The 17,889-nt window shown below is 43.7% G+C and carries 20 protein-coding genes and 1 riboswitch; of the genes, 6 read left to right on the plus strand and 14 right to left on the minus strand.

Annotation, left to right across the window (positions count from 1 at the left end):
• Nucleotides 1–13 precede the first annotated feature (13 nt).
• Nucleotides 14–205 (plus strand): hypothetical protein, encoded by a 192-nt coding sequence (locus G6R02_RS15525; protein ID WP_164670141.1) that lies wholly within the window; start codon nt 14–16, stop codon nt 203–205.
• Between the two features lie 8 nt (nt 206–213).
• On the opposite strand, the gene purN is transcribed toward G6R02_RS15525, so the two are convergent.
• The 11 genes from purN to G6R02_RS15580 form a co-directional block, all read right to left on the minus strand.
• Nucleotides 214–777: a phosphoribosylglycinamide formyltransferase gene (purN, locus tag G6R02_RS15530; protein WP_164670142.1), complete on the minus strand. Its 564-nt coding sequence runs from the start codon at nt 775–777 to the stop codon at nt 214–216.
• The gene (gene purM / locus G6R02_RS15535; protein ID WP_164670143.1) at nt 774–1,793 is read right to left on the minus strand and encodes a phosphoribosylformylglycinamidine cyclo-ligase; all 1,020 of its coding nucleotides are present in this window, start codon (nt 1,791–1,793) and stop codon (nt 774–776) included. The genes purN and purM overlap by 4 nt, the downstream gene beginning before the upstream one ends.
• A 12-nt stretch (nt 1,794–1,805) precedes the next feature.
• Entirely contained in the window at nt 1,806–3,218 is a 1,413-nt protein-coding gene (purF, locus tag G6R02_RS15540) for an amidophosphoribosyltransferase (protein WP_164670144.1), read from the minus strand.
• Nucleotides 3,203–5,422, minus strand: coding sequence for a phosphoribosylformylglycinamidine synthase subunit PurL (gene purL / locus G6R02_RS15545; RefSeq protein ID WP_164670145.1), 2,220 nt, complete (start codon nt 5,420–5,422; stop codon nt 3,203–3,205). The genes purF and purL overlap by 16 nt, the downstream gene beginning before the upstream one ends.
• Complete coding sequence (gene purQ, locus G6R02_RS15550; RefSeq protein ID WP_164670146.1) at nt 5,406–6,089, minus strand: phosphoribosylformylglycinamidine synthase subunit PurQ; 684 nt, start codon at nt 6,087–6,089, stop codon at nt 5,406–5,408. Before purQ ends, purL begins: the two co-directional genes overlap by 17 nt.
• Nucleotides 6,086–6,337 (minus strand): phosphoribosylformylglycinamidine synthase subunit PurS, encoded by a 252-nt coding sequence (purS, locus tag G6R02_RS15555; RefSeq protein WP_164670147.1) that lies wholly within the window; start codon nt 6,335–6,337, stop codon nt 6,086–6,088. Before purS ends, purQ begins: the two co-directional genes overlap by 4 nt.
• Nucleotides 6,334–7,047 carry a phosphoribosylaminoimidazolesuccinocarboxamide synthase gene (gene purC, locus G6R02_RS15560; protein ID WP_164670446.1) on the minus strand — a complete coding sequence of 238 codons (714 nt, stop codon included), beginning with the start codon at nt 7,045–7,047 and terminating at the stop codon, nt 6,334–6,336. The genes purS and purC overlap by 4 nt, the downstream gene beginning before the upstream one ends.
• Entirely contained in the window at nt 7,047–8,348 is a 1,302-nt protein-coding gene (gene purB, locus G6R02_RS15565) for an adenylosuccinate lyase (protein WP_164670148.1), read from the minus strand. Before purB ends, purC begins: the two co-directional genes overlap by 1 nt.
• Nucleotides 8,345–9,475, minus strand: a complete 1,131-nt coding sequence (purK, locus tag G6R02_RS15570; RefSeq protein WP_164670149.1) for a 5-(carboxyamino)imidazole ribonucleotide synthase — start codon at nt 9,473–9,475, stop codon at nt 8,345–8,347. Before purK ends, purB begins: the two co-directional genes overlap by 4 nt.
• On the minus strand, nt 9,462–9,953 hold the full coding sequence (gene purE / locus G6R02_RS15575) for a 5-(carboxyamino)imidazole ribonucleotide mutase (protein ID WP_164670150.1): 492 nt from the start codon (nt 9,951–9,953) through the stop codon (nt 9,462–9,464). The genes purK and purE overlap by 14 nt, the downstream gene beginning before the upstream one ends.
• A 111-nt stretch (nt 9,954–10,064) precedes the next feature.
• Nucleotides 10,065–10,165, minus strand: a riboswitch (purine riboswitch).
• A 522-nt stretch (nt 10,166–10,687) separates the two neighbouring features.
• Nucleotides 10,688–11,311 (minus strand): DUF2179 domain-containing protein, encoded by a 624-nt coding sequence (locus tag G6R02_RS15580; protein ID WP_246202586.1) that lies wholly within the window; start codon nt 11,309–11,311, stop codon nt 10,688–10,690.
• Nucleotides 11,312–11,420: 109 nt separating this feature from the next.
• Here G6R02_RS15580 and G6R02_RS15585 point away from each other — a divergent pair, with 109 nt between their 5' ends.
• Nucleotides 11,421–11,855, plus strand: coding sequence for an Hsp20/alpha crystallin family protein (locus G6R02_RS15585; RefSeq protein WP_164670151.1), 435 nt, complete (start codon nt 11,421–11,423; stop codon nt 11,853–11,855).
• On the opposite strand, the gene G6R02_RS15590 is transcribed toward G6R02_RS15585, so the two are convergent.
• From G6R02_RS15590 to G6R02_RS15600, 3 genes are all read right to left on the minus strand, one after another.
• Complete coding sequence (locus G6R02_RS15590) at nt 11,852–12,562, minus strand: MOSC domain-containing protein (protein WP_164670152.1); 711 nt, start codon at nt 12,560–12,562, stop codon at nt 11,852–11,854. The two genes, G6R02_RS15585 and G6R02_RS15590, sit on opposite strands and share 4 nt — an antisense overlap.
• 200 nt (nt 12,563–12,762) lie before the next feature.
• Nucleotides 12,763–13,356: a YdeI/OmpD-associated family protein gene (locus tag G6R02_RS15595; protein WP_164670153.1), complete on the minus strand. Its 594-nt coding sequence runs from the start codon at nt 13,354–13,356 to the stop codon at nt 12,763–12,765.
• 140 nt (nt 13,357–13,496) lie between these two features.
• Nucleotides 13,497–14,990 (minus strand): class I adenylate-forming enzyme family protein, encoded by a 1,494-nt coding sequence (locus G6R02_RS15600; RefSeq protein ID WP_164670154.1) that lies wholly within the window; start codon nt 14,988–14,990, stop codon nt 13,497–13,499.
• Between the two features lie 288 nt (nt 14,991–15,278).
• Here G6R02_RS15600 and G6R02_RS15605 point away from each other — a divergent pair, with 288 nt between their 5' ends.
• Genes G6R02_RS15605 through G6R02_RS15620 form a run of 4 tightly spaced genes read left to right on the plus strand, consistent with a single transcriptional unit; the run spans nt 15,279 to nt 17,709 of the window.
• Entirely contained in the window at nt 15,279–15,749 is a 471-nt protein-coding gene (locus tag G6R02_RS15605; protein ID WP_164670155.1) for a hypothetical protein, read from the plus strand.
• Between the two features lie 13 nt (nt 15,750–15,762).
• The gene (locus tag G6R02_RS15610) at nt 15,763–15,900 is read left to right on the plus strand and encodes a hypothetical protein (RefSeq protein ID WP_164670156.1); all 138 of its coding nucleotides are present in this window, start codon (nt 15,763–15,765) and stop codon (nt 15,898–15,900) included.
• A gap of 29 nt (nt 15,901–15,929) precedes the next feature.
• Nucleotides 15,930–16,865, plus strand: coding sequence for a WD40/YVTN/BNR-like repeat-containing protein (locus G6R02_RS15615; protein WP_164670157.1), 936 nt, complete (start codon nt 15,930–15,932; stop codon nt 16,863–16,865).
• Nucleotides 16,846–17,709 carry a hypothetical protein gene (locus G6R02_RS15620; RefSeq protein ID WP_164670158.1) on the plus strand — a complete coding sequence of 288 codons (864 nt, stop codon included), beginning with the start codon at nt 16,846–16,848 and terminating at the stop codon, nt 17,707–17,709. The genes G6R02_RS15615 and G6R02_RS15620 overlap by 20 nt, the downstream gene beginning before the upstream one ends.
• Nucleotides 17,710–17,889: the final 180 nt, after the last annotated feature.

Consider the following 17,889-nt stretch of genomic DNA (forward strand, 5'->3'; position numbering starts at 1 on the left):
AGTTGGATATGTTATGAAGATTGTTTATTGCTTGATTCACTTGGATAATTGCGTGTTGTTGTTGCGCGTTTTGAGTGACCCGTTGCGCGACTTTGAACTGTTTTCGCGCGGATTTGTGCTGTTGTTGCGCGACTTCGGGCTGTCCTCGCACGACTTCTGGTTGTTCCCGCGCGACATTGGACTGTTCTTGCGCGACTTTCGGTAAAATTACCGCTATTCCCTTAATAGATGGTTAATCGTATCGGGGTAAAGCTTGTGTTCAACTTCCTGGATCCGCGTTTTCAAGGTTTGTTCTGTATCATCAGCGTATACAGTTACGGATTCCTGCGAGATAATTGGTCCGGTATCGATGCCTTCGTCAATAAAATGTACGGTCACACCGGTTACCTCAACTCCCGCATGAAAGACCTGATTGATTGCGTCTTTTCCTGGAAAGGCAGGAAGCAATGAAGGATGAATGTTTACAATCCGTTCGGTGTACGCGTCAAGTAATGTCCTGCCCACAATCCGCATATATCCCGCCAGGAAAATCCACTCCACTTCGGCATCCCGAAGTCTGGAAATAAGCATCGTCTCGTATTCTTTCTTGGAGGCGTACTCTTTTGGGTCAAATTCCAGCACAGGGACACCAAACTTCACTGCCTTATCAATCACACTGGCACCGGTCTTGTCACAAACAAGCAATACTACATCACATAGAAGGTCATCCCGCTCCATCATTGCCTCAAAATTGCTGCCGGTTCCTGATGCGAATACAGCGGCCTTTATTTTTTTCATGATGTGAAATACACTCCTTCGCCGGCAGTTATTTCACCGATTACTGTTGCTGTTTCGCCTGCTTCGCGCAGACTATCCAGTGCAGCGTCCGCATCTTTAGCCGACACCACAATTGCCATACCGATTCCCATGTTAAATACGCCGTACATTTCGTCCTCAGAAATCCCTCCGAGCTCCTGCAAAAACGGAAATATTGCTGGTACTTCCCAGCTGTTCCGGTTCACCTGGACACCAAGGCCATCAGGAAGCATCCGTGGCAGATTTTCGTAAAAACCCCCGCCGGTTATGTGGGAAATGCCTTTAACCTCCACCTGGTCCATAACCGCTGAAACAGATTTTGCGTAAATCCGGGTTGGTGTCAAAAGAACGTCACCAAGCGGTTTATCAAGTCCATCGTAGGTCTCCATAAAATCAAGCCCCTTAACAAGCTTTCGAACCAACGAATATCCGTTAGAATGGATTCCGCTTGAAGCGAGACCAATCACCACATCGCCAGGTGCAATCTGATTTCCGGTAATGAGTTTCGACTTTTCAGCAATACCAACCGTAAATCCGGCCAGGTCATATTCTTCCTCACCGTACATCCCCGGCATTTCAGCTGTTTCGCCGCCGATCAGAGCAGCACCCGCCTCCACACAACCATCGGAAATGCCGGTGACAATCCGTTCAATCATTTCGGGGTTATTTTTCCCGCAGGCAATATAGTCCAGAAAAAATAACGGACGGGCACCCTGCGCGACAATGTCATTGACGCACATAGCCACAAGATCGACTCCCACGGTATCATGCTTTTGCAGTTCGAAGGCGAGCTTCAACTTGGTCCCCACACCATCGGTTCCCGAAACCATTACCGGTTCTTGATAGTTAAATGAAGTCAGTTCAAATAGTCCTGCAAACGCGCCGACACCACCAAGCACTTCAGGCCGGGCCGTCCGCGCGATATGCTTCTTCATTCGTTCAACGGCCTCATAGCCTTTTTCCACATCGACTCCTGCCGTTTTATATACATCCGACATTCCAGCCGCCCCCTAACATTTCGTATACATCATTTCCGTTTGCCCGTCTTTTTTTACCGGATATTTTCCGGTCATACAGGCTGTGCAGATTCCCTGATGGATTGTTTTATTTTTAATAACTGCCCGTTCCAATCCTTTCTCGGACAAATATGCAATACTGTCAGCGCCGATAATCTCACAGATCTCATCAAGGGTATTATTTGCTGCAATCAGTTCATCCCGTGTTGACATATCAATCCCGTAATAGCAGGGATTCTGAATGGATGGAGATGCAATCCGAACATGGACTTCTTTTGCTCCTGCACTTTTCAGCATTTGGACGATTCGTTTGCTTGTTGTTCCGCGAACGATTGAATCATCAATCATAACAACTCTTTTGCCCTCGACAATTCCTCGTACCGGTGCAAGTTTCAACTTCACACCCTGTTCGCGCAGTTCCTGGGAAGGCTGGATAAACGTTCTTCCGACATAACGGTTTTTGATAATCCCCATTTCATAAGGAAGGCCGCTCATCTCGGCATAGCCAATTGCTGCTGAAATGCTGGAATCAGGAACCCCGATAACAATATCCGCTTCCGGTGCCGGTGATTCTTTTGCCAGTTCGACTCCCATTCGCTTCCGTGACGCATGGATGTTCACCTCATTCACATCACTGTCAGGCCGTGATAAATAAACATATTCCATCGCACACATTTTTCGCTGTTCGCGCATTGCGAAGCGTGTTGACTTGATTCCTTCATCACTGATCGTCACCAGTTCACCGGGCAGAACTTCACGTTCGAATGTTGCACCGATTTGGTCAAATGCACATGTTTCCGAAGCAACGACACAGGCATCACCAAGCCTCCCGATGGATAGCGGGCGGATACCAGTCGGATCAAGTGCTGCGAACATTTTGTCTTCTTTTAAAATAAGGTAGGCATACGCGCCGACCACCTCATTAAGTGCAGCAGCAATCGACGCTTCATTTGTGTCCATCCCACTCCGTTTAATCAGATGTGCAAGCACCTCCGTATCGGAAGACGTCTGAAGAATACTCCCCTGGCTTTCAAGCTCACCACGGAGTTTGTGCGCATTCATCAGATTTCCGTTATGCGCAAGCGCAAGACTCCCTGTCTGTGAATGGAACAAGAGTGGCTGGACATTATCAACACCTTTTCCTCCTTGAGTGGAGTAGCGGACATGACCTACAGCCGCATGACCGGAAAGCTCAGTGAAATTCGCTTGTTTAAATACATCATTAACCAGGCCCAGACCTTTATGTGCCTTCAATTCCTCTCTGTCACTGACAACCACACCTGCACCTTCCTGCCCGCGATGCTGCATAGCGTGCAGTCCGTAATAGGTCAGTTCTGATGCCTTCTCATGACCCCAAATCCCGAATACGCCGCATTCCTCGTTAATCCCTTTTATTTCAGCAAGCATGGAATAGCTCCTTTCCATAAAGTGTGAAGCGTTCGGACATCCTCCTCAAAAAGAACCCCATCGTTCGTTTTGACCGATAAAACGCCTGCATTATTTACAACGCCGATCTGTTTGGCATCCTCAACCAATGCTTCAAACTTGTCTTTATCATCCGGCTGAACTGAAACCAGAAACCGTGACTGTGTTTCACTGAACAGCGATACGGTTGGATTTTCGGAGATTTCCGCGTTGACACCTAATCCCGCTCCGTTAAACACACTCTCTGCCAGCGCAACTCCGAGTCCGCCTTCTGCCAGGTCGTGTGCTGATGCAACAGTTCCCTGCCTGATCGCTTCAAGCAGCTGCTTCTGTCGCAATGATTCTTTTTCCAGATCAATGGTCGGTGCTTTCCCTTCATATTTTCCGGAAACAATATTTTGCAGCTCACTGCCGCCAAATTCCGCTTCAGTTTCCCCAATCAGGTAAATCAAATCGCCAGCTTTTTGAAAATAACTTGGTGTAACGTGTTCAATTGATTCAATCAATCCAACCATTCCGACAACAGGCGTCGGAAAAATCGAATTGCCTTTCGACTGGTTAAACAAGGAAACATTGCCGCTAATAACCGGTGTACCAAGCGCAGATGAAGCAGCACTCATGCCGTCCACGCTTTTCTCCATCTGCCAGAAGATTTCCGGGTTAGTCGGGTTTCCAAAGTTCAGACCATCCGTCAATCCCAGTGGGCGTGCCCCTGAGCAGACAATATTCCGGGCTGCTTCGGCTACGGCAATCTTGCCTCCCATTTCCGGATCAAGATAAATATAACGGGAATTACAGTCCGTTGTGATTGCCAGTGCCTTATCGGTTCCCTTCACACGAACCACCGCTGCATCAGATCCTGGTGTGACAACCGTATTCGTCTGAACCATCGAATCATACTGGTCATACACATATTCCTTGCTCGCAATCGTTGGCTGCTGCAGCAGTTTTTTCAGTATTTCTGCATGGTCTTCTACATGTAGCACCGTATTTTCCATGGCCTGAAATTCTTTATAATATGCTGCTTCTGTTGATGGCAGGTGATAAACCGGCGCCTCTTCAGCTAGTGCGTCAACCGGGATATCTGCCACCGTCTTGTCATGCTGTGTGAGACGGAATACTTTCTCCTCAATGACTTCTCCGACCGCAACTGCCTGCAGACCGTACTTTTCAAAAATAGCTGTGATTTCCTGTTCGCGGCCTTTTTTAACTACCAGCAGCATCCGTTCCTGTGACTCAGAAAGCATCAGCTCATATGCGTTCATATTTTCTTCGCGCTGTGGAACCAGATCCAGGTTCATCTCCAACCCGGTCCCTGCTTTACTTGCCATTTCACTCGCTGAAGATGTAAGGCCTGCTGCACCCATGTCCTGCATTCCGACAAGTGCGTCGTTATGGATTACTTCCAGACACGCTTCGATCAGCAATTTTTCCATGAATGGGTCGCCAACCTGGACAGCTGGCCGGTCTTTATCGGAATCCTCAGCCAGGTCATCAGATGCAAACGTTGCCCCATGAATACCGTCACGGCCAGTTGCTGCACCTGCGTAAATCACGGTGTTACCGATACCTTCCGCAACCCCCTTTTGGATTTCATCATGGTTGATCAGGCCAACACACATCGCATTGACGAGCGGGTTATCCTCGTAACTGTCATCAAACTGGACCTCACCGCCAACTGTAGGAACGCCGACACAGTTGCCGTAGCCAGCAATCCCGTGAACAACCTCATCAAAAAGATATTTAACCCGATCAGTCGTCAGGTTACCGAACCGCAATGAGTTCATCAGTGCAATCGGACGGGCTCCCATGGAAAACACATCACGGATAATGCCGCCGACACCGGTTGCTGCACCCTGATACGGCTCCACCGCTGAAGGGTGATTATGGCTTTCCACCTTAAAAACAACTGCCTGATTGTCGCCAATATCAATGATTCCAGCACCTTCTCCAGGCCCCTGCAGCACATGCGGTGCCTTGGTCGGGAATTTTTTCAAGAGTGGCTTTGATGTTTTGTAGCTGCAGTGCTCTGACCACATAACGGAAAAAATTCCAGTCTCCGTGAAATTTGGATGGCGGTTCAGGATTTGTTTCACCAGATCATATTCCTGATCGCTCAACCCCATTTCCAGGTACAGTTTATCCTGTTCGATTTTCTCCGGGCTGATATCAACTGTTGACAACATAGGATTCCCTCCAATTTTTCACTACTGACTGAAATAGCCTGAGTACATCATCACTGCCAAGCAGCTTTTCGACTGCACGTTCCGGATGGGGCATCATGCCAAGCACGTTACCCTGTTCATTAATAATCCCGGCAATATCTGCAACCGACCCATTCGGGTTATTCTGGTACGTAAAAACAATCTGGTTGTTCACCTGTAACGTATGAAGCGTCTCTTCGTCGCAAAAATAATTACCTTCTCCGTGGGCGATTGGAAAACGGATAATTTCGCCTTTTGCATAACCGGATGTAAAGAATGTCTGATTATTTTCAACCACCAGGGGTTCGTGATGGCACATGAATTTCAGGTTCCTGTTACGCAGCATTGCGCCTGGTAGCAGCCCTGCCTCAAGCAGGATTTGAAAGCCATTGCAGACACCAAGCACAGGCTTTCCTTTTGCTGCATGTTCCTTAATCTCTTTCATGATGGATGACGTGGATGCGACAGCACCTGTGCGAAGGTAGTCACCGTACGAAAATCCGCCTGGCAAAAGAACACCATCATAGTTTTCGAGATTACCAGTTTCATACCAGACCAGGTCAGCCTCCGCTCCCAGCACTTCTTTTGCCGCATGGTACATGTCACGGTCACAGTTGGACCCTGGAAAAACTACTACAGCAAATTTCACGGACGAACAGCCTCCTCCATAGCAATCTCGTAGTCTTCAATAACCGGATTAGCGAGCAGTTTGTCGCACATTTCCTGTACGCGTGCTTCGACATTCTCTGATTCACCGATATAAAGCTCAATGTACTTGCCTACGCGTGCTTCTTCCACTTCCTGAAAACCAAGTGAGTTAAGTGACGTCTGAATTGCCTTTCCCTGTGGATCAAGCACGCCCTGCTTCAACGTAACGTGTACGGTAACCTTTTTCATGATACTGCCTCCAAACGGGTTAAAATTTCCTGATAGACTTCCAGTAAGTCGCCGGTGCCCTGGCGAAAAACATCTTTATCGAGTTTCTCCTGGGTTGCACTGTCCCAGAGCCGGCAAGTATCCGGCGATATTTCATCGGAAAGGACAATGCTGCCATTTTCCAGCCGGCCAAATTCGAGCTTGAAATCAACCAGTGTGACATTTACATCGTCAAAAATCCGTTTAAGCTGCTCATTCACAGCAAGAGCCTTTTCCTTTATTTCTGCCAATTCTGCTTCATTCACATCACTCAAAAATAATGCATGCTGGTCATTAATCAGTGGATCGCCAAGGTCATCATTTTTGTAAAAAAGTTCGATCATTGGCGGGTTGAACGGTGTCTTTTCCTTAATCCCCAGCCGGCGGGTGATGCTGCCGGTTGCCAGATTCCGTACAACCACTTCAAGTGGAATGATTTCAGTCTGGTAAACCAGCTGCTCGGTCTCATTGAGCTTTTCAATGAAATGCGATTCGACTCCGTTGGCATGGAGCAGCGGGAAAATCCGTGAAGAGATTTCATTGTTCAACCGTCCTTTTCCGGTGAAGGATGCTTTCTTTTCACCGTTGAAGGCAGTGGCATCATTTTTATATGACAATACCAGCTGCCCGGGTTTATTCGCCGCCTCATATACACGTTTTGCTTTTCCTTCATATAACAGGGCTGCTTTCATCATTCCACCTCTAGTCCGATGCGCTCAAAGATTGCATCCACATTTTTCAGATGATACGTATAATCAAAACAATCATCAATTTCAGCCTGTGAAAGCCGCTCGGTAATCTGTTCATCCGCTTCAACCAACTGCTTGAAATGGGTCGCAGTTTCCCATGCCTGCATTGCTTTTGGCTGGACGATATCATACGCCGCTTCACGGGCCATGCCTTTATCAATAAGTGCCAGAAGTACCCGCTGAGAGAAAATAACGCCATGTGTTTTATCAATATTTCGCTTCATATTTTCTGGAAATACGGTCAATTTCTTAACGATACCGGAAAACCGGTTCAGCATATAGTTCAGTGCAATAGTAGTATCCGGTAAAATAACGCGCTCAGCTGATGAGTGGGAAATATCGCGCTCATGCCAAAGAGAGACATTTTCAAATGCGGTAACCATATTACCCCTAAGAACCCGCGCCATCCCGGTCATATTTTCCGAACCGATGGGATTACGCTTATGCGGCATTGCCGATGATCCCTTTTGACCCTTGGCAAAAAACTCCTCAACCTCACGAGTCTCTGTTTTCTGCAGACCACGGATTTCTGTTGCAAACTTTTCGATAGATGTACCAATCAATGCAAGTGCTGATACGTATGCTGCGTGGCGATCACGCTGCAAAGTCTGCGTGGAAACAGGTGCAGGCTTAAGGCCAAGGTTTTCACAAACATATTTTTCAACAAATGGGTCGATATTCGCATATGTGCCAACCGCGCCGGAAAGCTTTCCAAATTCGATGTCACGCGCTGCAAGTTCAAACCGCTCCAGATTCCGCTTCATTTCCTCATACCACAGCGCCATCTTCAGACCGAACGTGGTCGGCTCTGCATGTACCCCGTGCGTCCGGCCCATCATCACGGTATGCTTATGTTCGATTGCTTTATTTTTAATAATCTCAATAAAATTAGTTAAATCTTTTCGGATAATTTCATTTGCCTGCCGAAGCTGGAAGGATAGTGCAGTGTCCACCACGTCCGTTGATGTCAGGCCGTAATGAACCCATTTCCGTTCCTCGCCGAGCGTTTCGGAAACTGCACGGGTAAATGCAACCACATCATGGCGGGTCTCCTGCTCGATTTCATAAATTCTGTTGCTATCAAAAGAAGCGTTTTCCCGGAGTTTTTTTACATCCTCTTTTGGAATGACACCCAGTTCACTCCATGCCTCACATGCCAGAATTTCAACCTCAAGCCATGCCTTAAATTTATTTTCCTCGGTCCAGATGGAACCCATTTCTTCCCGTGTATAGCGGTCAATCATTTGTTTGCCTCCTCATAAGTTGTTACCTGTGTGCTGACTTCCTCTTCCGTGTCAGCAATAAAAGTGATATGTCCCATTTTACGTTTTGGTTTTACTCCTTCTTTTCCATACAGATGAACAAAGCCGTTTTCAAGATTCGGCATGGCAGCTAAAGCATGCTCCATATCCTCACCCAGAATATTGATCATTTGTACAGGTGCCAATAACTTAATCGGCATTAGTTTCAATCCACAGATTGCGCGGATATGCTGCTGAAACTGCGAGATGTTGCATGCCTCAATGGTGTAATGACCGGAATTATGCGGCCGTGGTGCCATTTCGTTTAGAAAGATTTCATCACCTTTAACGAACATTTCAATTGCAAAAGTACCGACGATATTCATCTTCTCGGCAAGACTCCTTGCAGCTTCGATTGCTTTTTGATTAACTGTTTCGCTTATTATTGCCGGAACAGTCGTTGTATATAGAATATGGTTCTTATGATCATTTTCAGCAATTGGAAAGAACTCAAATTCACCTGTCTGTGAGCGGGTGAACACCGCGGATATTTCCTTATCGAACTGCACCCACTGTTCAATAATGCAGGTGCTGCTCTGCTCGGCAAATTCACACGCTTCCCCGATATCATCATCGGAGTTAAGCTTCAGCTGGCCTTTACCGTCATAACCGCCGCTGCACGTTTTGATGACTGCCGGAAAAGCCATATTTTCCAAAGCCTGTTTGCATTCTTCACCATTGGAAACAATCGCAAAGGGTGGAACCGGTAAACCAGCCTCTTTCATAACCATTTTTTCTTTCTCGCGATTTTGGGTGACTTCCAACGCGTATGCACCCTGTGGGAGTTTTCCCTGTTGCTCAAGATATGTGGCAGCATCTAGATCTACATTTTCAAATTCATATGTAATCACATCACTGATTGCTGCCAGCTGTTTTATTCCGTCCATGTCGTCATATGCAGAAGTGATTTGCTGATCGGCAACCTGGGCTGTTGGACAGTTTGGTGTCGGATCAAGTACCGCAACAGTATATCCCATATATTTTGCGGCTATAGCCATCATACGTCCAAGCTGACCGCCGCCGATGATTCCGATTGTTTGAGGTGGAAGGATTACATTATTTTTTTGCAAGATTGTCCCTCATTTCTTCAACTTTTGCTTTCATGTCTTTTCGTGACGCTTCCAGTCTTTCTGCTACATTTTCATCAAAAGCACCAATGATTTCTGCAGCAAGGATGCCAGCATTTTTCGCCCCTGAATTGCCAATTGCAACTGTCGCGGTTGGAACCCCACCAGGCATCTGGACAATGGAAAGCAGTGAGTCAAGACCATCCAGCGCTTTACTTTGAACCGGTACCCCGATGACAGGCAATGTTGTTTGGGCTGCCACCATACCAGGCAAATGTGCTGCACCCCCAGCTCCTGCGATGATCACCTTTAAACCGCGTTCGCGTGCAGATTTTGCATACGCAAACATTTCATCAGGGGTTCGATGTGCTGAAATAACATCCTTTTCATAGGGAATCTGCAGTTCATCCAGGATACTGCACGTATGCTGCATTGTTTCCCAATCCGAGATGCTTCCCATAATTACGCCAACTTGTGCCATAGATCTTCCCTCTTTCTGTATAAAATAAAAAAGTCTATTCGTCTTCCCCATTATAAATGAGAGAAGATGAATAGACTTTAAGCAGGACAATATGAACTAATCATTGCAGCACAATGATTCATCCTCCCTCATAGTCCGGCATTTAATGGTGCCGGGTAGAGACTTTCGGGCCATATTCCCAAAAATATATGAGGTACCGTATTAGTTTGTTGGTTCAAGCATAGCAAATATTCTTTCCGATTGTCAATAAAAATCGAACATTAATAATTGTTTTTTATGTAATGTTCGTTTTTCGCCCTGGCCTCTCTCTTATATAACTATAATCGTATGTGTTCATGAAAAAGTGGCATTGAAAAAAATAATTTTTATGCGACTTTTTTCGGTTGGGAAACGATTATAATAACACAGGTGAGTTGCCAGGAATTTCTCAGTCCTGACGAAGGGTACCGACGTAATTGTGAACTTCGGGCAGTTTGGTTGTGAACTCCGAGCAAACTAATTGTGAACTTCGGCGAAAACATTGTGAACTTTAGCGATTTTGCTGTGAACTTTGGCATTTTTAAATTATTAACCCCATTTTCGATAAGAAAGCACCCCCCTCAAAGGAGTGCCGACATCACACTTATCCGCCATTAACATGAAGCAAAATGACCGTTCAACTAGTCCACTACACCGGAGGACAAGGACAAATAGGAATTCGCAATAACAAGCACAACAAGCCTTCATAAAACAACCTAAATATCAGGCTTTGAATCCGTTGTTTTTTGTTCCATTGGTGTTTCTATTGGTTTGTCTGTCGGAGTTTTCGCTTTCTTTGGATTAAATAATCTGCCTTTTCGTACTTGTTTCACCCAGAAGCCGCCGTTTATCTGCTTCGGCTCATACGAAATGATGAATGCTTTTGGGTCAATCGTTTTAATCGTTTCATATAATCTTAGTTCATATTTTCTCGGGGTCAGGATTTGCATTGCCAGGCGGTCGCCGTCCATTCCATAGGCAAACCAGCTTGTTACGCCATATCCTTTATCTCTGAGTTTACGTGTAAATTCAATATTCGGATCGGAAGAAATAACATTAACCGTGATATAACCCAATGCCAGTTTTTCTTCAATTTTTGTACCAACAACAACACCGATACCAAAGCCAAGTGCATATGCAATAAGGTTCTGTATTTCATTCAGATTGTCCAAAACAAGTCCAAGCCCTACGACATAGATGACAATTTCAAACATGCTGACAAATGCAGCCGTATACCGGCGCCCTTTTAGAGTCAGAATCATCCGCATTGTTGACAGCGATACATACACAATATTAATTACAAGAATGATTGCGACCATCATAAATGCATTTTCAAGCAACATAAACCCTCCTAATCCAGGAATACTTTCTAATTCATCATACTCACCTGACGCCCGGCAAATGCATACATTGTTAGCGTAATCTATCCAAAACTTGCGAGGTGTCATGATGGATCCATTTAAACAAATGACTGACTGGAAAAAAAACATGGATCATTTTTTCGGTGATCAGTTCTGGAATGAATTTGAAAATGTCATCAAACCTGCTATTCCACAAATTAATATTTATCAATATGATCATGAACTGATATGTATTGTCAATATCCCCGGATTAACTGATTTAAACAAAGTGGACATTTTTGTAGATTATGCAACACTTGAACTGAAAGGTGTCATTGACGTTGCCTACACAGGAGGTACTGTTGTGAAAGAAGAAATCCTCCAGGGTGTTTTCGAACGGGAGGTTTCCTTACCTTTCCCTGTGCGCAAAGATAAAATTAACGCAACATATAAAGATGGTTTAGTCTTTATTCACTTGCATCGTCTTATTTCCGATGAAAGCGGGCGAAATAAAGTAAGCATAGAATTAATGGATGAACGTTAACTCTTGTTCGGCCCGTACACCCGCTTTTCAATGGATGACTGCTTCCCGCCAATCCGCTTGTACAGTGTTCTTTTCCATCTTTCGGCAAGCAAATCACATGATGCAAGTTCCTCAGCTGCTTGTAAGTCTTTTTTCTTTATATGCATCACTTCGTTACAGGCAGCAATTGTCCACTCTGGGTATTGACGATCAATCAGTTCCAACTCCATCCCTGCTTGTGCATGTCCCTCCTTGAGGACACGAAAATACCAGCCTGTTCGTCCACTGTTTTGGATACGCAGTGCAAGGTCCATGATACGAAAACGCCGGGCAGGCTTCCAGCACGGCTGCCGTGGCTGGGCAACTTGAATAATACTATCGCCAAACTGATATGTATCACCTATACATACGGTTGATTCATCGGCATTTTCCAATGAGAGATTTTCTCCAAAGGCACCAACGCCGATTGAATCGATGTTCAATTCGTCCTGCCAATCTTCGTAATGTTTTTTAGAATATGCGAACACTGCTTTTTCCGGTCCGCCGTGATTTTTCTTATCGGCAACTTCATCTTCGGTAAATCCGGTTTCCCTAAGCCATAACCTATCTTCTGTTTCATTTTTGAATATGCCACTTTCCCAAGGGCGGTCCATTCGGTTTTCTGCATTCGGATCACCCATCTGTTTCACCTTTCCCGTTAATAACTTATATACAAATGGTGCAGTCATATTCCCCACCTCTTTCTTCCTTTATTTTATCCTTATTCTGGTGAAAATGAAAACTGTACAGTACTCGATTTTAATTTTCGGAAATGCGGTTTAAATCACATATCCATAGTTGGAAAAGAAAAAACGCCTGGAGTAAGAAGCTCTGAGCGTTCCAAAAAAGGGGTCATATAAATACAAAGTGATATTTCTCATCGATTATACTAATCATTTAATCCCTTTCCATCGAGAATTTGCTGCATATATTTTTCAACTCTTGACTCTCGGGTTTCGGATTTTTTGGCTTTGGAAAAATAAAGAATATATGCTCTTTGCCGTCCCGGCGTTAATGTTTCAAAAGCAGTTTTCAAATCAGGGGTTTCATCGAATTTATTTTGCAGTTCTTCAGGAATTGTGTATTCTGCAGTCTTTTTAAAATTCACTTCCAAGCCGGCTTTTTCCACTTCAATAGCTTCATTTATATAGGCTTTCAATATGGGTTCCATCTCAACTACTTCCCGAACATTGGTGAACCGAATCTGGCGCTGTGCCTGCGAATTCCCGCCGGGTTTGGTTAGAATACCATTGGGATCCTTTAGTAAAGCACCTTTGAAAAACATAAGCGCAAAGTATTCTTTAAATCCTTGTATGATAACAATATTACGTTTCTGAAACATGTAACAAGGCAATTTCCACTTTAATTCTTCGGTCAGCCCACAATCAAGAATAATCATTCTCAACTTCTTAAATTCTTCCTGCCACTTTTGGGCGTTACTTAAATATTCATCAACCTTAGGATTCATTCTATTATTTGTCATTAGGAAACACCTCTCTTACTTTTGAACGCAAACATTAATATTAGTTAATTTTAACATAATCGCCTGCAGCTAATTTTTTACTTAACAAAAATAAGCAGCCCAATTATTATGTGAATTGGACTGCTTATTTTCTGCTGCAGCTATTTCATTTCCGGAATTTTATCCTTCAGAGCAGCTTTATTTATTTTTCCAACGTGTGTTTTCGGCAGTTCATCGAGTAAAAAGAATTTCTTAGGTATTTTATATCGTGTCAGTTTTGCTTCACAATAGACTTTCAAATCTTCCTCGGTCATTTCATTTTTTGGAACAATAAATGCAACAACAATTTCGCCCCATTTTTCATCCGGAAAGCCAAGGACGGCCGCTTCACTGATGGCTTCATTCGACTCCAGCCAATGTTCGACTTCCAACGGATAAACATTCTCCCCGCCGGTAATAATCATATCTTTTTTGCGGCCGACAATATAGACATATCCATCTTCATCCTGTCTGGCGAGGTCACCGGTATGGACCCAGCCGTCAATAATCGTTTGCTCCGTCTCCTCCTGCTTATTCCAATAATATTCGAAAGCGTGATGTCCGCGAATCAACAGCTCGCCAACCTCATCATCAGCAGCCTCGTTACTATTGCCTGCCATTATTTTTATATCATTAAAGAGCATTGGCTTACCGACCGATCCCAGTTTCCGCACTGTATCAGCAGGATCAATATAGAAATTATTCGGCCCGGCTTCAGTGAGACCATATCCTTCTTTGAAGGGAATACCCTTTTTATGGAAAGCCTGATAAATCTTATGCGGACAAGGGGCACCGCCTGATAAAAAGACCTTCATATGTGGAAAGCTGGCTTTCTGAAATGCTTCCGTCTGGATCATCATGTGATACATCGTCGGCACACATAGCACAATCGTGCATTCATATGTAATCAGGTCATTAACTGCCTTCGTTGGCTCAAACTCCGGAGATATAACGACTCTGCCGCCAACAAGCAACAGTGGTAACGACAATACGTTCAGCCCGCCTGTGTGAAACATCGGCAGGCATGTCAATGTCACATCAGTATCGGTTAAATTCCAGCTGATGATCGTGTTGATCGCATTCCACAAAATCGACCGGTGGGAAAGGACAACCCCTTTAGGTTTTCCGGTAGTCCCGCCGGTATATATCATGGCCAGGGGATCCTGTTCGTCTGGCTTAGTTAATCCTGTATAAGTACCGGCAGTTTGCAGACTTTCAATATAGTAGTTGTTAGAAACATCCATTACTGCACTGCCTGTTTTAATCTTATTTATTTTTTCATTAAATAACGGATCAACACCGATTAGCTTCGGTGCGCAATCCTGAAGACAATAGTTCAGTTCATCATGCGACAGCCGCCAGTTAAGCGGTACAAAAATGGCACCAATTTTCATACAGGCCAATATGAAGTCAAAATAACTAATATGATTGGGGGCAAGCAGTGCTACCCTATCTCCTTTTTCAATCCCACGTTCAATAAAATATTGCGCCAGGATTTCTGCACGGTTATTGAGCTGCTTATATGTCCAGGCATTTTCTGTTTTCGCGTCAACTACTGCCTGTTTATCAGCAAATAAATTTACCCTGCTTTGAAACCAATCCATTGCAGCTTGCATCGCTACCCCTCCGTTTATTTCTATATATTACGGTAAGTATAGAGAATTGGAGTTACATGGCAGTTACAGTTCACCAGCAGCCGTCACATCCAATCTGATATCGGCGATTTTTCGGTGAATATCGGCGATTTCAATTTAATTATCGGCGAAATCAACACGAATATCGGCGATTTTCACTTATATTTCGGTGATTTTGAAATTTGACATGAAATTTGGTTTTTTCATTAAAACAAATAAGATTCAGTGTTATGATGAAATGTGAATTATACTGATGAGGATGTTTTGATAATGAAAAAGTTTTTCGCACTTCTGTCCCTTTTAATTCTTATATTAGCTGGCTGTAATGCACAAAAAAATGATGATAATTATTTCTTGTCACTTACGGGGGAGAGTGACAGCTGGAAACTAAATCGATACGAAATCGTAATAACACCTGAGGAATTTAAATTAGGAAATGGAACATTAACAATGAAAAATCATGAGGAGTATAAAACGGATTCTTTCCACTTTACAACACACGCAGTTATTAACAATGAAGATAGAACGATTCATACCAGTTCCGTAACCGGTATGGGGATTGATATAGCGGAAGAGACGACCGGAACAATTGAAGGGAAAGGTGAAAACTCCATCACACTCGATGACATAAGTGATGTTTATATGATCGTTGAGTGGTGGGATGTGAATAAAGAAGAAAATGTGAAGGAACGAATCAATTTGTATAACAAACCTGAAGGAAACGATACATTTTTGAAGTGATTGGAGAATTAACATGACTCAAAATAAACCATTCGGTCAAAAAACAACATCCAAGTGGTTTGCGATGGTTCCAAAATGGCTGCGATATCTTATCATTTTTGGCGGATTAATTATGCTGGTCTATTTTTCAAATAAAGGGATATGGTTTTAACTGATTCGAAAAATTAAGGAGTTCTTCTCATGAAAAATAGCTTACTTGTGCTGTCCATGCTGATGATGGTTGGCTTAATCATCGGGACTTATGTTCACCAGAATCGGGAAACGGCAGCCCTGCCACAACTGACTCTTCCAACTGAAACACAGAACGATACGGCATCACCCGACCAAACGGAACAACCTCAGCCTGACCCATTACAACCGGTAACCGATGACACAATCAGTTATTCGCTGCAAAATAATGAACTGAACATTACATATACTCAAGGAGAGAATTGGATTAAAGTTCCGATTGAAAAAGAACTATTATTCAATGGGGAGTACCGTGGCAACAAACAGGAATTGATTAATGACAGCTATATTCTTACGGAAAACCGCGCTGCATTCTTATATAAACAAGGTCCTGTAAAACTAAAATATTCCCTTAGTCAGGGAAAATCATGGCAGGACAGTGTTGTTGCGGAATCCTTTCCACACTTGCGTTTTCGAAAAGTGGAATTCTTAAATGACCAGTTTGGATATGTGATTATTTCCGGTGGCCGTACCATGTCTCAGGAATATTCAACTGCCTTTTTAACGCATGATGGCGGGAAAACCTGGGAGGCAACAGCAGATCCACCGACAATAAGAATGATTTCGGATGGCGGCTTTGTGGATGAAACAACCGGATTTTTATCTTATGGAACGATTAATCCTATGGAGCCAGATGTTTATGTAACACAGGATGGCGGGGAGAGCTGGGAAAAAGCAGCATTCCATATTCCGGAAAAGTATGACAGGATTTTTGTTCAGGCAGAAGTTCCGGTGAAAGAAGGAGACCATTTATCTGTTTTGGTTAATCAGGGGCCGAACGGTGATTACCTGGGTGGAAAAGTGAAGGGAAAATTTATATCTAAAGATAATGGATTAACATGGGAATTTTCGATGGAGGTACAGCCAAATGAATCAAAACCGGAATAAATTGCTGAAAATAATCGGCTGGATTCTGCTTCTTTCCGCCATCACTTTTTTCTGCTTGCAGATGGGTTATTTATTCGCAGCAGCCAGGTATCAAGTAGAGTACATTGATAATCAGATTTTTTATGTCGTCAATATGTTATGTATTATTTGTTTGTTGATTGCTCTTCTGCTTCTGCTTACGCTCACTAAAAAATTGAAATTTATTGTGTCCGGTGTTGGGGTTGTATTTATCATTGTTAATGCTGTGCTACTTCTTAACAGTAATCAGCATATAAAGAATATTACCAGCATTTCACCGGATTGGAACCAGGTTTTATCAATTAAAATGAATGTGGAAAGCGGGGTAGCTGTTTACTACAGGTCTTATTATGGTATTTTGGCTCGTCCAAAAGAAAAGTTGCCTTATGAAGCTGAAGGTAATTTTAAAGTAGAGTGGTTGGCAGATGATATTGCGGCAGTTACCTACAAAGCTGAAAATAATACGATGCAGCAATTCATCGCTACCTATGGTGATCGCGGCAGTGGCAGGTCTTATTACTATGTGGGGGCCGAAATTCATGGTCAGTGGCAGGCCGGTGACACTAAAGTTGTAAGTGACACAGAAGGAATTTCCGTTACGGTAAATGGGAAAACCGACACATTTGGCTGGGACAATATAAAGCAGTTCGGTACGCTTGCTGTTGTTTTAAAGAAAAATGACGAGGCAGTTTGGACAATCGGTTTAAATGAAAATTTTGAGGTTCATTCAGATCCGGCTGAACCGACTGTCGGAAATATTACTTTATATAAAGCAACCATGGAGGATAATCAGCCGATAACATTGGACTATAAGGGAGCAAACTAAAAAACACTACTTGAGACTATATTTAAGAGGACATATTTTCCGTTATCCTTGTCAAAAACAGTGTTTTTAGGTTGTTCGCGGACATATTTTCCGTTATCGGTTAAAAAATGCTTCGATGTACTGCAATTTAAACTGAATAAAGGAAAATATGACCGCCAAAGCCTTCAAATAGAGGTTATT

The sequence above is a fragment of the Virgibacillus doumboii genome (genome assembly GCF_902806455.1).
Taxonomy (GTDB): Bacteria; Bacillota; Bacilli; order Bacillales; family Amphibacillaceae; genus Lentibacillus; species Lentibacillus doumboii.

Coding starts and splice junctions, on each gene's coding strand:
- G6R02_RS15525 (WP_164670141.1), top strand. CDS start 14: ATGAAGATTGTTTATTGCTTGATTCACTTGGATAATTGCGTGTTGTTG.
- purN (WP_164670142.1), bottom strand. CDS start 777: ATGAAAAAAATAAAGGCCGCTGTATTCGCATCAGGAACCGGCAGCAAT.
- purM (WP_164670143.1), bottom strand. CDS start 1,793: ATGTCGGATGTATATAAAACGGCAGGAGTCGATGTGGAAAAAGGCTAT.
- purF (WP_164670144.1), bottom strand. CDS start 3,218: ATGCTTGCTGAAATAAAAGGGATTAACGAGGAATGCGGCGTATTCGGG.
- purL (WP_164670145.1), bottom strand. CDS start 5,422: ATGTTGTCAACAGTTGATATCAGCCCGGAGAAAATCGAACAGGATAAA.
- purS (WP_164670147.1), bottom strand. CDS start 6,337: ATGAAAAAGGTTACCGTACACGTTACGTTGAAGCAGGGCGTGCTTGAT.
- purC (WP_164670446.1), bottom strand. CDS start 7,047: ATGAAAGCAGCCCTGTTATATGAAGGAAAAGCAAAACGTGTATATGAG.
- purB (WP_164670148.1), bottom strand. CDS start 8,348: ATGATTGACCGCTATACACGGGAAGAAATGGGTTCCATCTGGACCGAG.
- purE (WP_164670150.1), bottom strand. CDS start 9,953: ATGGCACAAGTTGGCGTAATTATGGGAAGCATCTCGGATTGGGAAACA.
- G6R02_RS15585 (WP_164670151.1), top strand. CDS start 11,421: ATGGATCCATTTAAACAAATGACTGACTGGAAAAAAAACATGGATCAT.
- G6R02_RS15590 (WP_164670152.1), bottom strand. CDS start 12,562: ATGACTGCACCATTTGTATATAAGTTATTAACGGGAAAGGTGAAACAG.
- G6R02_RS15595 (WP_164670153.1), bottom strand. CDS start 13,356: ATGACAAATAATAGAATGAATCCTAAGGTTGATGAATATTTAAGTAAC.
- G6R02_RS15600 (WP_164670154.1), bottom strand. CDS start 14,990: ATGCAAGCTGCAATGGATTGGTTTCAAAGCAGGGTAAATTTATTTGCT.
- G6R02_RS15605 (WP_164670155.1), top strand. CDS start 15,279: ATGAAAAAGTTTTTCGCACTTCTGTCCCTTTTAATTCTTATATTAGCT.
- G6R02_RS15610 (WP_164670156.1), top strand. CDS start 15,763: ATGACTCAAAATAAACCATTCGGTCAAAAAACAACATCCAAGTGGTTT.
- G6R02_RS15615 (WP_164670157.1), top strand. CDS start 15,930: ATGAAAAATAGCTTACTTGTGCTGTCCATGCTGATGATGGTTGGCTTA.
- G6R02_RS15620 (WP_164670158.1), top strand. CDS start 16,846: ATGAATCAAAACCGGAATAAATTGCTGAAAATAATCGGCTGGATTCTG.